Genomic DNA, 13,707 nt, shown 5'->3' with positions numbered 1-13,707 from the left:
CTAAGTTCATATAACATACATAGGCAGAGGAGGACTGCGAAATGAGAGAACAGATGGAACGGTCACGGGTAAAGGGATTTTTACGCGCTGAAGGAACACGGGTTGTGAACGAAGCGGGCGAGGAGATCATTTTGACCGGGTGGGGGCTGGGAAACTGGCTGTTATGCGAAGGTTATATGTGGTTGTCGCAGGATGAAAGCTTTGATCGTCCGAGAAGGATCGAAGCGGTGATCCGGGATTTGACAGGGACCGAATACGCGGAACAATTCTGGAAGCGGTTTCGCAATCAATATATCACTCGTGAGGATATCCGTCTGATGGCGGAGCAAGGCTACAATTCCATCAGAATTCCGATCGGGTGGCGTGTGCTGATGGAGGACGAGCCGGGGATCTTCTGGAAGGAGGAGAACTTCCGGCTGATCGATCAATGCCTGGATTGGTGCGAGGAATTCGGGATTTATGCGTTCCTTGACCTGCACGGCGCGCCCGGCGGCCAGACCGGGGCCAACATCGACGATTCGGTCGATGATCTCCCGCGGCTGCTCACCGATCCGGAGAGCTGGCATAAGGGGATTGAGCTGTGGAAGGAGTTGGCCCGGCGCTATCGCGACCGCTGGATCGTCGGCGGTTATGACCTGCTGAATGAGCCGGTTCGCCCCGGATTGATGGAGGGCAAGCAAGAGTATTACCTGGTCCGGAAGCTGACGGAGTTCTATGACGAAGCGATTGCAGCGATCCGGGAAATCGATACGAGACATATGCTCTCGATTGAGGGGCATCATTGGGCGACGAATACGGCTGTCTTTTATAAGCGGTATGATGACAATATGGTGATTCACTTTCACCGTTACGCGTGCATGCCTGGCAAGGAGGCGTACGACGAATATCTGGCGCTGTCCAAGAGGCTGGATCAGCCGCTGTGGCTAGGGGAGACCGGTGAGAACGAGTTGGAATGGTTCGCCGCCATGTACCCGCTTGCCGCCGCTTTGGGGATCGGCTACAACTTGTGGCCTTGGAAAAAGATGGAGCGTCCGAACTCCCCTTACACGGTTAACAAGCCGGAGGGCTGGGACGAGCTGTTAGCTTATACGAAGGGCGGGCCAAAGCCGAGTCCGGACCGGGCCCGCGAAATTCTGGAACGGTACCTGGATCATATGAAGGCGGAAAATTGCACGTATCATCCAGAGGTCACCGCGTCTGTGTTCCGGCTGCCGGGCTGCCGGGTGAGAGCGACCGATTTTGACGAGCTGCCTGGAAAAGGCGTATCCTACAGCGGTCTTCGGCGGGAAGGCAACATTTATAAGTATCGTGCAGCTACCGGCATGAGCATTGTGCCGATCACGAATGAGCCTGTGGAGAAAAAGCACCTGTTCGACAGCGGCTGGAACTGGCTGGCTCTCAAACTGACGGCGGGCGAGTATGCCGGATACAGCTTCTATCGCATCGGTGAAGGACATACGGTGTCGATCGAGCTTACATGCCGGGAGGAGGCCCAACTGGAGCTGCTTCAGAATGGAACCTTGATCGCAGAGAGCAAAATAACGGCCGATGAAGCGGGGAGTCAACTGGCCCAAGCAGTCCAGAAAGTCCAAGCAGTCCAGAAAGTCCAAACCATCCAAGCGGCCCTGCAGCCAGCACAGCATGCTCTCCTTACGGTGAAGGTGCTCTCCGGCAGCGTGGAATTGCATACGGTCACTGTGAAATAAAATCTATAGCACCTGCTTAAGCCCGGCAATCCTTGGCCGGGCTCTTTGCTGTGAATAAATGGCAGGATTCAAGTCATAATAGGAGAGATGCTGGATGACTTTGACATCAGGGGTGGCTTGAAGATGACAGCTAGTGAAGCTTTGTTTTATTTCTTGGTATATTCGGTGATGGGTTGGCTGCTGGAGAACACTTATAGCCTGGCAACAACGGGGCGATTCTGGAAGGAGGGTCTGCTGCTTGGCCCGTATAAGCCGATGTATGGCGCGGCTCCGCTTCTTTTGATATGGGTGACGGCGCGGATTCCTCAGCACCAGCTTTTACTTACTTCGATCTTCCTCTGTTTTCTGATTCCAACCGTGGTTGAATATGTCAGCGGCTGTGGACTCAAGGCCTGGTTCGGGCGGACATGGTGGGATTATTCCGGGATGCGGGGACAGCTTCATGGTCACATTTGCATCCGGTTTTCAGTGTATTGGGGAATCTTGTCGCTATTGACATTGCGTTATATCCACCCGGGGATAGAACATATCTTCGACAGGGTGGAAGCGGTCTGGACTACGGCGGCTCCATTACTTCTTCTGCTGTGCCTTGCCGACTTTGTCTACACCTGTCTGGTTAGGAGGAAGGCCTGGAGAAAGAGCTTGATTGCCTGAGGCAAAAGGAGGATGACAAATGAACAAGAGCGGACATAAATCTACCTTTTGCCGGCTGCTGAGTTTATCAGTAATTCTCACGGTATCCCTGCTGTGGTCCGGTGGCGCAGCTTCATTTGCAGCGAATCAGGAGGAAGGGCAGGCTGAGGAGCCGAGAATTGCCATCATCATTGATGATTTCGGCAATGACATGGGGGGCAGTGATGAAATGCTGCAGCTCGGGATTCCGATGACGGCGGCCGTCATGCCGTTTCTTCCAACGACTGCCGAGGATGCGGAACGGGCGCATCAACAGGGCTATGACGTGCTGGTTCACCTTCCGCTGGAGCCTAAGCATGGGAAGCCGGAGTGGCTTGGTCCCGGTGCAATTATGGCTTCGATGTCCGATGAGGAGGTGCGGAGCAAGGTCGAGGCGGCGGTCGCAAATGTGCCGCATGCGGTTGGGATCAATAATCATATGGGCTCAAAAATAACCGGCGACAAGCGAGTGATGGGGATCATTCTCGATGTGTGCCGGGAGCAGGGATTGTTCTTTGTGGACAGCAAGACGAATTATCGCTCTGTTGTCGACGAGCTCTGCCGGGAGAGAGGCTTGCCCGTGCTGGAGAACAGCATCTTCCTGGACGATGTGTCCAGCACCGGACATGTTACCGCTCAATTACGAAAAGCGGAGCAGCTCGCGCGCGAGCAGCATAGCTGTATTACGATTGGACATGTCGGTATCCGTGGGAAAATTACATCCGCCGCCTTGAAGAAGGCAATTCCGGATCTCAAGGCAGACGGTGTGCAATTTATTCGGATTTCTGATCTGGCTATGGAACAGATGCGCTCGGGAATCAAGTCTGGCCCGGGATTTACATTACCGTAAAGTACTCTACAATTCCGCTGTATAGTGCTTCTGCGATTTTTTGCTGGCCGCGCGGGCTGGCGAGCAGACTGCGGTCCTCGGCGTTGCTGATAAAGCCGGTCTCTACGATGACAGCCGGCGGATCGGTATGCTTCAGCAGATAGAAGGGGCTTCCCAATTCCGGCAGACGCCTCCTATTGAGCTGATAAGCATCCTCTAGGGCATGCTGAAGCGCTCCGGCGAGCAATGCGCTTTGCCCTTCGTCCTGATGCAGCACCAGCGGTCCTCTTCGGGAGGCATTCCGTCCCCAATTGACATGAAGGCTGATCACAATGGAGGCGGGCACCTGCTCACTAAGCTCCTTGCGCTGCGCCAAGTCCCGGAGATGTCTGGAACGGCTGTTCAGCCAACGGTTATCGTCGCTTAAGGCATAATCTCCCGTTCGGTTGAGAATCGCGATATATCCATGGCTTCGCAGCACCATATAGAGTCTTCTGCCGATTTCAAGATTAATATCCTTTTCCAGCAAGGTTCCGCTGGAGGTTCCGCCGTCAATACCGCCGTGGCCGACATCGATAAGAATGACGGGCTGCGGAAAGGCGTGCCGGATCGCCTGCTCCTCCGAGCTGTCGGCAAAGGATGGCGATGGAATGCCGAGCAAGCCTGCTAATAAGAAAAAGATCATGGCGCGGTTCACGGTTTTTATTTGAAGCATAAGCATCATCCTTTATAGTAGTCATTTCTGACTTAGCTTGGACTGAATAAGGAGAAATCATGCATACGGTTCGCTTGTTTGAGAAGTGCTTAATCCGTGCACACTAGCTATAGAACGATAACACGGGAAAGGGGGGAGAACCATGGCGAAGGGAGATGAACTGGTAAAATATATCACGGAGCGTGTGGTTGACTATGTGGAGACGCCCCGCGAGGTAAGGCGGGAACGCTCTCGAGCTAAGGAATCATGGGGAAGCCGCTGGTTTGGCATGATTCCGTTTTCGATCTCGCTCTGGGTGAAGCAGATGCCCGGCAAGCGCAAGAAGACTCGCAGCCGGCAGAGCTGATGACGGTAAATCGCAGCGTATCTGAAAAGGCCATCTCCTCGAAGGAACTAGAGGAAATGGCCTTAATTTGTATTAAGGAAGCGGGTGAAAGCTTCCGCCGTCGGCAATGGCATCCAGCGATATCCACCGGGAGCTGCTGCCTTCTCCGCTTCCGGTCAGGACATAGATGGCAGGAGCTGTTGGTGTATCCGTTGCCGTTCCAGTGAAAGCAGGCGCAGCATTCCAGGTCTGATAGCCATAGATGGGCAGAGGAAAACGATAAGTGCGGTCATTGCCGGAAGCGGCAAAGACGAGGCTGTGCTTTTGATCGAGTGCCATCAATACATCCTCCGGGGTCAACTGCTTGGCATCCGCAGCCATCCACAGGATGTTGTCATAGGGATCAAAGTATTCTCCGGCGGCCGTTGTATTTCCCGGGAATAAAGCTTCGGCGTTATCGCTGCCATAAGCTCCGGAAGGCGGGTTGTATTCTCCGCTCTGAAGGTTCCAGGTTGTATCCGTCTCAGGCAAGGCTTCCCCGCTTTGCGCATCCAGATATTCGGCGCTTGAACCTGTAGCTCCGCCGCTGCCTTCGCCAGTGACTCTCCAGGCCGCCAGCAAGGGTCCTCCATAGACAGGCATGATCGTCAGGGATGACCCGGCGACCACCAAGGGATCGGAAGCCAAATTTGTAGAATAGAGGCTGTCAGGCCCGGTGCCATACTCAATCAGCTTGTACAATCCTTGAGGCGCAGCTGAAATAATAAGATAGCCGATCTGAACAGGTGAAGAGGAAGCAGGGCTGGCAATTGACGGCCTGTAAATGGTGACAAGCCAGCTTCTGGTGCCGGGACCAAGCGGCTCTATTGAAGTCGAAGCCCCTGCCCAGGATCGGAATGGGGTCTGTTCAGACAGCTTGCTGATCGTATCGGCTGCAAAATGCCGGAGTGATTCCGGAGCGACTGACTCATTTGCTGGAGCAGCAGCGGCAGCATGGCTGACTAAGTTCATCGCACCCTCATTCTTGACGGCAAACGACGGTAGAGCGAGAAATCCAGGGCTGACCAGGCACAGGCTCAGCATGATTTTCATCGTACCGGACAACGGACGCCGGATGCGCGAAAGACGGTTCATCATCAATTCACCTGCTATCTCTTGGATTAGGTTGAAGCAAAGCAAAATCGGAATGATCTGCCTCAGGTTTGTTCAGTATAGCTTGTCCGTCCAGAAAAGGTTGCTGCATTCTGTCGCCGGAAGAACGGGAAATGCGCTTCTATTTTTGCGTTATTTTAGCGAGAACAGTCATTGTGAAGGCACCTTCCGATTACAGAGACGAACGCAGGTGAAAGATGCCGCTGCCCAGAGCAGATACGACAATTCTCGGTTCATACTGCCAGCGGATTTCAGCTTTTCTTGCTTCATACTGCTCCCGGAAGGCGAGCTGTCTTTCTTCATCGGGGTCCTGAAGCAGGTCCCTGTAGTAGCTGTCGATAAGCAGAAGCTCCTCCTCCAGCCGCTCCTGTGCCGCATCCGCCCATGCACTGTCCGCATCCTCAAGCCTGCTGGTAATGAGCTTCTCCAGCCGTTCTCTCGCAACCGGGAGAGCCAGCCCGGTAGGAGTAATATGGACGTTCTCGGGCAGCCTCGGGATCAAATCTTTCCCCTTCAACCTATTAGCAAAAGCATCGTCAACCATGCCGTTCTGCAGCGAAATGCCAAGGAAATGAAGCTCTTCCCGTTTGACATCGCAGCAAAATTCAAGCTTGTATTGCACCCCGAGCCAAGGCTCGTAGGCGGCTGAGAGCAAGGTGCGCCGCTGAAGGTGGCCCGGGTTCTCGAACAGATAGACCTGGCGGCCGCCTTGCCGGGCTGCGGCAAAAATCTGCTTCAATCTCGGACTGCCAAAGGTGATCTCTTCCCTCTGGATTCGGCCAGGACCTAGCACGGGAAGCGGCCGAACCGCACCGAAGTGGCGGTCCAGCACAGGATCCGTATGCCCGGCGCTCGGGGCGGCGGAGGCGTCCTCCAGCTCCCGGTGCTTCTCGGGATCGAAGATGAAGCAAAAGCTCATGGTCTCCGGCTCGATGCCCATCCGTTCCACAAAGCCCCAATAATACGGCCGGTTAGTCAGTTCCTTATCGGCCTGCGGAGAGAGCTTGACGGTAACGTGATAGGGTGATTTTTCAAGAAACTGGCATGCGGTTGCTTCCAGATAAGTCTTGCAATAGTCACGGATTTGCTCCTGTGACATCGTCATGGCGATCAACCTCCCATCAGCTGTTGGAGCCCGTCATTTTCCCCGGGTCCATCTGCCTGTTCATCCAGTTCGGTGCGGATATGCTCCAGGGACTGGCCCAGTGAATCGACTTTACGGGCTATTTCATCGTTGCTGCTGGATTCCAGCATGATTTTGTACAGGCTTTTCTCCAAGGAGCTGCCTTTCTCGAACCGCTCCAGAATGACATCAAGCTGCCCGATAACCATCTCGAACATGTTGATCTTCTCGTGAAGCAGTCTCAGGATGTGCTCCTCAATGGTTCCCTTGGTGGATAAGTTGTAGATCTGAACGTCATTCTGCTGACCCAGCCGGTGAACGCGTCCGATCCGCTGCTCGACCCGCATCGGATTCCAGGGCAGATCGAAGTTGATCATCTGGTGGCAAAATTGCAGGTTGATGCCTTCGCCTCCGGCCTCGGTGGCGATCATGACCTGGGCTCTGCCGCGGAACAGGTCCATCATCCAGTCCTTCTTGCCCCGGTTCATCCCGCCGCGGTAGGGGACTGCGATCATGTTGCGTTCCTTGAAATAGTTCAACAGATATTCCTGGGTGGCGCGGTACTCGGTGAACAGAATCACCTTGTCATCCATCTCCCGGATAAGCTTCATCGCTTGCTCGGCCTTGCTGTTGGCCTTAATCGCCTTGATCAAGGCGACCAGCTCCCAGATTCTGTCCCGCAGCGGGGAATCGGGAGCCAGCTTCTTGGCCAGATTCACGAGGGTTACGAATACGGCATCCCGGCTGCTGCACACCTCCCGCTGGAGGGTGACGAGAGACAGCATGCTGCTGAGGTTGCCGCCGGCTGCCTGATATTGGTCTTTGACAAAGCGAGTAACCCCGTCATACAATTCCATTTCTTCGGGTGAAAGCTCGACTTCAATATTTTTCACATGACGCTTCGTAAAATCCAGCTCACCGTCTCCCCGCCGGTTGCGGATCATGATTTTGGACAACTCTTCCTTAAGCTGTTCGCCGTTCTTCGGCACTCTCTTCTCGAAGACGAAGTTGGATGTAAAATCACTCTGCCCTCCGAGCTGTCCCGGCTTGAGCAGGGTAATGAGATTGAACAGCTCCCCGAGGTCGTTCTGTACCGGCGTAGCTGTCAGGAGCAGACAATATTTTTTGCGGAGCTTGAGCATGAATTGATAGTTGGTGGTCTTCTTGTTCTTGAGCTTATGCGCTTCGTCGACAATGACCATGTCGTACTCGCTGCCTAGCAGGATGTCGCGGTGAGGGTCCCGCTTGGCGGTATCGATCGAGGCGACCACGACCGGATTTTGCCAGGAGTGCGCCTTTTTCTGGGCTACGGCCGGAATAGCAAACTTCTGGTTCAGCTCCCGCACCCATTGGAGCACCAGGGAGGCGGGTACGAGGATTAACACCTTTTGCACAAGTCCGCGGACAATGTATTCCTTTAAAATAAGTCCGGCTTCAATGGTCTTGCCGAGACCGACTTCATCGGCCAGGATGGCTCTTCCCCGCATCTCGAACAGCACCTTGCGCGCCGTATCGACCTGATGCGGAAGCGGTGTGACCTGCTGAAGATGCTTGAGGCAGATCATCTCTTCAAAGCTGGTGACGAGGGAAGCCTCCTCCGCCTGTTTGGCCAGCTGAAATAGCTGCCAGTCATCCCAAGGACCACCCTTGTCAAGTCTGCCTTGGAGCTCGTCGTACCAGCTTCGGTCGAACTGGATCGGAACCTTGCCGGAAGCGGGTTTGGCAGCAGGAGCGTCCAACTCGGAGTGATGCGGCTTCATGTTGAAAACCTCCCTTTTCCTGTTTCGTAGAACGCAGTAGGAGTAGTATGGACATAAAGAGAGTTCTTCATAACTTGCGGCGGTGAAAGTCGAATTGGCATTGCTGATGCAGCAGCAGGTCTATTTTTAGACAAGGGGTGGGTCGAAGCTCCCAATCGCAAAAATAGGCTATGATAACGAAATATGGTGTAGTATAATGGTCGATAGACACTATATGTAGATTTCATTACATAAATTCGATGATTTGTCGGGCAAGAAGAACGGTTAAAGGTTGATGAAATAGCCGCAAAATGAGCGTGCCTGTGCCGGGCTTGCGGATGATGATTTTGTCGACAGGTGACCGAACTTTTTTTGTTCATGGCTGGACATGGATTAAATAATATTTTAAAAGAGGTGTTCCCTTTGACAACGACACAAAAACATACTCTGGAAGGGCTCAGCGAGAAAATATTTCTGGATAGATATGCTTGGAAGGATGCGGACCCGGCCAATGCCAAGGTAGGCGATGTGGTGCTGGTGCTGACGAAGGATGATCCGAAGTTCCCGACCAAAGAGGTCGGCGAGGTCATTGCCCGCGAAGGGCGCATCGTGACGGTCAAGACCCGCAAGGGAGAAATCGTCAAATCCGATGTGGAGAAGCTGACGCTGAATATTGAGAAGACGCCTGAGGAAATGTGGGACCGTCTGGCTGGGGCGATGGCTTCTGTAGAAGCGACGCCTGAGCTGCAACAGGAATGGGAAGAGAAGTTCCGTTATATTCTGGATGACTGGAAGCTGGTTCCCGGCGGCCGGATCGCAGCCGGAGCCGGAGCGAGCGATGAGCTGACCCTGTTCAACTGCTACGTTATTCCTTCTCCGAAGGACAGCCGCGGCGGGATTATGGAGACATTGACGGAAATGACCGAGATTATGGCTCGGGGAGGCGGAGTCGGGATTAACCTGAGCTCGCTGCGTCCGCGCCGGGCTATTGTAAAAGGTGTGAACGGTTCTTCCAGCGGCGCGGTATCCTGGGGCGGGCTGTTCAGCTATACAACGGGCTTGATCGAGCAAGGCGGCAGCCGCCGCGGCGCTCTGATGCTGATGATTAATGATTGGCATCCGGATCTGCTGGATTTCATTACCGTCAAGCAGACCATGGGTCAAGTGACGAATGCCAACCTGTCGGTCTGCGTAAGCAACGGCTTTATGAAGGCCGTGAAGGAGGATCTGAATTGGGAGCTCGTCTTCCCGGATACAACGGTTGAGAACTACAATGAGCTGTGGGACGGCGATCTGGACAAGTGGAAGGCCGCAGGTCATAAGGTAATCCACTACAAAACGGTAAAAGCCCGCGAGGTCTGGCACACGATCATGGAATCGGCCTGGAAATCGGCGGAGCCGGGCGTGGTGTTCATGGAATATTACAACCAGATGTCGAACAGCTGGTATTTCAATCCGATCATCTGCACGAATCCTTGCGGTGAGCAGGGCTTGCCAGGCTGGGGCGTATGCAACCTGTCCGCGATGAATCTGTCGAAATTCTATGATGAAGCAGCTCAGGATGTGGCGTGGGACGAACTGGCTACAACTACGCGGTATTCTGTGCGTTTCCTGGATAATGTCATTAGCAAGACCCCGTATCATTTTGAGGAAAATGAGAAGAACCAGAAGAAGGAACGCCGTGTCGGTCTGGGGACGATGGGCTTGGCCGAGCTGATGATCAAGCTCAAGATCCGTTATGGCAGCCCGGAATCTTTAGTCTTCCTAGACAAGCTGTACGGCTTCATCGCTAAGGAAGCATATCTCGCTTCGGCCGATATTGCAGCAGAGAAGGGAGCCTTCCCTGCCTTTGAAGCGGACAAATATTTACAGAGCGGATTTATGAAGGTTATGACCGAGGTCTATCCTGAGGTCGGCGAGGCCGTTAGGGAGAAGGGCATCCGCAATGTCACGATCATTACCCAGGCGCCTACCGGAAGCACGGGCACCATGGTCGGTACTTCGACGGGGATCGAGCCTTACTTTGCCTTCAAATATTTCCGTCAGAGCCGGCTAGGCTTCGACGAGCAATTTGTGCCTATCGCCCAGGAATGGATGGATGCCCATCCGGGTGAGCAGCTGCCGGATTATTTTGTAACCGCCATGGATTTGTCCGCCGAGGATCATATTCGTTCCCAGGCTGCCATCCAGCGCTGGGTGGACAGCTCGATCTCGAAGACGGCGAACTGTCCTGCTGATTTCACGGTCGAGGACACGAAGAAGCTGTATGAGCTGGCCTTTGATCTGGGCTGCAAGGGCGTGACCATTTATCGCGACGGAAGCCGTGACGTTCAGGTGCTTCAGACCGAGAAGAAGGAAGACAAGGCTGCGGAGAGCAAGCCTGCAACGGAGGAACCGGCAGCGTTTGAGGGTGCGGCTTCCGCAGCTGAGCAAGAGACGCTGAACGGCGTCAGTGAGACGCTTGGCGTAACGCCTTCCGCTCCGGCACCGGAGAAGCAAGTGAACGATACGCAGTACAAGAAGCGCCCGCAAGTGCTCCACGGAGCAACCTATAAAATTAATACGCCATTCGGCATGGCCTACATCACGATCAATGATCTGAACGGCGTGCCAAGCGAGATCTTCCTGAACGTCGGCAAAGCCGGTTCCGACGTGTTCGCCATGGCGGAAGCGCTTGGACGCGTCTGCTCGCTGTTCCTCCGTTACGGGGATCACGGACAGAAGGCAGAGCTGCTGATCAAGCACCTGAAAGGCATCGGCGGCTCAGGCGCTATCGGCTTCGGACCGAACCGCGTCGAGTCCATCGCCGACGCCGTTGCGAAGGCGCTTGAGACCCATATCCAGAACGGGCCATACCATGACCCGGCTCCGGTTGCGGCTACGTTGACTCATCAGGAAGAGGAGCAGGCTCCTGCGGCGGAAGCGTTCGGAGGGGACACCCTTCATGGACATGGCGGCTCCGTCACCTCGCGTGACCTTTGTCCGTCCTGCGGATCGGCCTCGCTGATTAATGTTGAAGGGTGTAAAACTTGCAGTAATTGCGGGTATAGTAAGTGTTCGTAGGGTGAAATTGGAAGGTTATTAAAAAGTCTCGGTGCAGGCCATTGCCTTCATCGAGACTTTTTTACGTCATTTGGAGCGGAAGACGCATTTCAACCGTATGGAGGTTTGCCTCCCGGGTTGGGGTTGGCTTACAATGAATCAAATGAAAATAAAGTTATTCTCTGATCGTTGTTGCTCATGGATTTCTTTAATCTGTTTAATTCAAATTTAGTTTCTGGCGGGGGTGAGAACAGGGTGAGCGATACCACCATACTGGTTGTGGAAGACGAACGTAAGATTGCCCGTCTTCTGCAAATTGAATTGGAAAGTGAAGGCTATGCTGTCAGTTTGGCTCCGGACGGCGTGGAGGGATGGGCCGCGTACAAGGCAGGCGATATCGCGTTGGTGCTGCTAGACGTCATGCTGCCCGGCATAAGCGGCATTGACTTATTGCAGCGAATCAGGGTGGTTGATGCCGAGACTCCGATCATCATGCTGACGGCTAAAGGCTCGGTTGCAGATAAGGTTACCGGACTTGATCTGGGCGCTAACGACTATGTAACGAAGCCCTTCGATATGGAAGAGCTGCTGGCCCGCATTCGCGTACTCCTCCGCAAGTCCCCGACTTCTAACGGGGCCCCGGCTGCTGGAGAGCCCGATCCCGATGAGTGGCTATGCGCGGCCGACCTGCGTCTTAATGAGGCTACCCGGCAGGTGGAGCGGGCGGGACAAGAGATTGTGCTAACCCAGCGGGAGTTCGATTTGCTGGCTGTGCTCCTTCGCCACAAGCGGCTGGTCCTGGGCAGGGAGCAATTGCTTAACCAGGTGTGGGGGTTTGAATACACCGGGAACACCAATGTGGTGGATGTATATATTCGCTATGTTCGCAAGAAGGTGGATGAAGGCTTTTTCCCGGAATTGATCCATACCGTAAGGGGCGTGGGGTACGTGCTCCGTGATGCCACATGAAGCTGGGAAGCAAGATTCATCTATATTCATCGGTGTTGTTTGCCATCTTGCTCCTGGTGGCCAATGTGACGATATATACGGTATTTCACCGTTTGATGATGGATCGGGAGATGAGCCAGCTATTGGCCGAAAGCGAGCAGGCGGCCGAGGTTCTGCGCACGGCGGAAGGCCGCTTGGCGCTGAATGGGTTATTGCGGGCCTATGTGCCGCTGGACGGAACGCTCCGATGGGTGGAAGCCTCCGGCGAGGGCAGTGCTTTGGTTGCTTCCGGCAATCAACTGGAGCTGGGACGCCAGGAGCAAACCTTCTACAGCGAGCGCAGGCTGGAGCAGGTGACCATTAACGGTGAGCGCTACGGCTTCGTGTCGCTTCCGGTGATTGGCCCAAGCGGTTCGGTGGCCAATGTCCAGATGATGTCCAGCCTGGTAGAACTGACGGAACTATTGCGTATTCTGCGTCTGGTGCTAATCAGTGTGTCGGCCGCAGTCCTTGTCCCGGTGGTCATTTCCAGCGGAATTTTAGGCCGGCTTGTGATGCGGCCGATTACGAGCATGACAAGCACCATGAGGCGTATTATTCGCAGTGGTGAATTCGCCAGGCTGAAACAGACGGGCAAATCCCGGGATGAGCTGGCGGAGATGGGGGATACGTTCAACGAAATGATTGGGCTGCTGGAGGAGAGCTTTGTCCGTCAGGAGCAGTTCGTATCCAATGCCTCGCATGAATTGAAGACGCCGCTGACGATCATTGAGAGCTATGCCAGTCTCCTGAAGCGGCGGGGAGCGGAGCGGCCGGACTTGCTGGAGGAGTCTGTGGAGGCGATTCATTCGGAGGCCGTACGGATGAAGACAATGACCGAGCAACTCTTGTTGCTGGCGACCTCCAAGCGGGAATGGAAGGCGGATATGCAGCCTGTCGGATTGGTTGCTTTTGCCGAACAGGTCTCCACGATATTCTCCCAAGTGCACCGCCGCAACGTTACGGTGATAAGCAGCTTGGACCCTGTGCAAGGAGCCGCTCTGGTCCCGGAAGCAGGCGAGGCCGAAGCGACGGCTCAGGACTTAACAGTCTTGGCAGATCAGGATATGCTAAAGCAGGTCCTGTTTATCCTCCTGGACAATGCCCGAAAGTATAGTGCTGGCGACATTGAACTCGTGGCAGGAAGGTTGCAGGGGACCGCATTTCTTGCGGTCGAGGATAGGGGGGAAGGGATTCCGCCAGAGGATCTTCCCCATGTGTTTGAACGGTTTTACCGGGTAGATAAAGCGCGCAGCAGGGAGCAAGAGGGAGCCGGTGGAACTGGGCTTGGTTTGTCGCTCGGCAAGGAGCTGTGCGAAGCGATGGGAGCGCGGCTTGAGCTGGAGAGTACGCTCGGAGCAGGAACTACGGCAACGATCTGGCTTCCTGACTCTGGGCAGGAGTATTTGGCTTAGCT

At 54.5% G+C, this 13,707-nt stretch carries 11 protein-coding genes; 7 read left to right on the top strand and 4 right to left on the bottom strand.

Features of this window, described 5'->3' with window-relative positions:
- Window positions 1-41: 41 nt before the first annotated feature.
- The 3 genes from KI362_RS02900 to KI362_RS02890 all read left to right on the top strand — a co-directional run bounded on the left by KI362_RS02900 (window position 42) and on the right by KI362_RS02890 (window position 3,228).
- Window positions 42-1,706 (top strand): glycoside hydrolase family 5 protein, encoded by a 1,665-nt coding sequence (locus tag KI362_RS02900; protein WP_301624743.1) that lies wholly within the window; start codon window positions 42-44, stop codon window positions 1,704-1,706.
- Window positions 1,707-1,829: 123 nt separating this feature from the next.
- A complete protein-coding gene (locus KI362_RS02895; protein WP_301624742.1) occupies window positions 1,830-2,360 on the top strand; it encodes a putative ABC transporter permease in 531 nt (176 codons plus the stop codon).
- A 19-nt stretch (window positions 2,361-2,379) separates the two neighbouring features.
- Window positions 2,380-3,228 (top strand): divergent polysaccharide deacetylase family protein, encoded by an 849-nt coding sequence (locus KI362_RS02890; RefSeq protein ID WP_301624740.1) that lies wholly within the window; start codon window positions 2,380-2,382, stop codon window positions 3,226-3,228.
- On the opposite strand, the gene KI362_RS02885 is transcribed toward KI362_RS02890, so the two are convergent.
- Window positions 3,215-3,922, bottom strand: coding sequence for an N-acetylmuramoyl-L-alanine amidase family protein (locus KI362_RS02885; RefSeq protein ID WP_301624738.1), 708 nt, complete (start codon window positions 3,920-3,922; stop codon window positions 3,215-3,217). The two genes, KI362_RS02890 and KI362_RS02885, sit on opposite strands and share 14 nt — an antisense overlap.
- A gap of 142 nt (window positions 3,923-4,064) precedes the next feature.
- On the opposite strand from KI362_RS02885, the gene KI362_RS02880 reads away from it, so the two are divergent.
- Window positions 4,065-4,268, top strand: coding sequence for a YqzE family protein (locus KI362_RS02880; protein WP_044478095.1), 204 nt, complete (start codon window positions 4,065-4,067; stop codon window positions 4,266-4,268).
- Between the two features lie 72 nt (window positions 4,269-4,340).
- On the opposite strand, the gene KI362_RS02875 is transcribed toward KI362_RS02880, so the two are convergent.
- From KI362_RS02875 to KI362_RS02865, 3 genes are all read right to left on the bottom strand, one after another.
- Complete coding sequence (locus KI362_RS02875) at window positions 4,341-5,384, bottom strand: hypothetical protein (RefSeq protein ID WP_301624735.1); 1,044 nt, start codon at window positions 5,382-5,384, stop codon at window positions 4,341-4,343.
- Window positions 5,385-5,571: 187 nt separating this feature from the next.
- Complete coding sequence (locus KI362_RS02870) at window positions 5,572-6,504, bottom strand: YqhG family protein (RefSeq protein ID WP_301624733.1); 933 nt, start codon at window positions 6,502-6,504, stop codon at window positions 5,572-5,574.
- A 5-nt stretch (window positions 6,505-6,509) separates the two neighbouring features.
- Entirely contained in the window at window positions 6,510-8,282 is a 1,773-nt protein-coding gene (locus KI362_RS02865) for a DEAD/DEAH box helicase (RefSeq protein WP_301624732.1), read from the bottom strand.
- A 357-nt stretch (window positions 8,283-8,639) separates the two neighbouring features.
- Here KI362_RS02865 and KI362_RS02860 point away from each other — a divergent pair, with 357 nt between their 5' ends.
- From KI362_RS02860 to KI362_RS02850, 3 genes are all read left to right on the top strand, one after another.
- Window positions 8,640-11,324, top strand: coding sequence for an adenosylcobalamin-dependent ribonucleoside-diphosphate reductase (locus KI362_RS02860; protein ID WP_374705614.1), 2,685 nt, complete (start codon window positions 8,640-8,642; stop codon window positions 11,322-11,324).
- Window positions 11,325-11,558: 234 nt separating this feature from the next.
- Window positions 11,559-12,272 (top strand): response regulator transcription factor, encoded by a 714-nt coding sequence (locus tag KI362_RS02855; protein ID WP_301624728.1) that lies wholly within the window; start codon window positions 11,559-11,561, stop codon window positions 12,270-12,272.
- Window positions 12,269-13,705: a sensor histidine kinase gene (locus KI362_RS02850; RefSeq protein ID WP_301624726.1), complete on the top strand. Its 1,437-nt coding sequence runs from the start codon at window positions 12,269-12,271 to the stop codon at window positions 13,703-13,705. The genes KI362_RS02855 and KI362_RS02850 overlap by 4 nt, the downstream gene beginning before the upstream one ends.
- Window positions 13,706-13,707 lie beyond the last annotated feature (2 nt).

The sequence above is a fragment of the Paenibacillus apis genome (genome assembly GCF_018333295.1).
Classification (GTDB): domain Bacteria; phylum Bacillota; class Bacilli; order Paenibacillales; family Paenibacillaceae; genus Fontibacillus; species Fontibacillus antibioticophila.
This window is presented reverse-complemented; position numbering and strand designations above follow the sequence as displayed.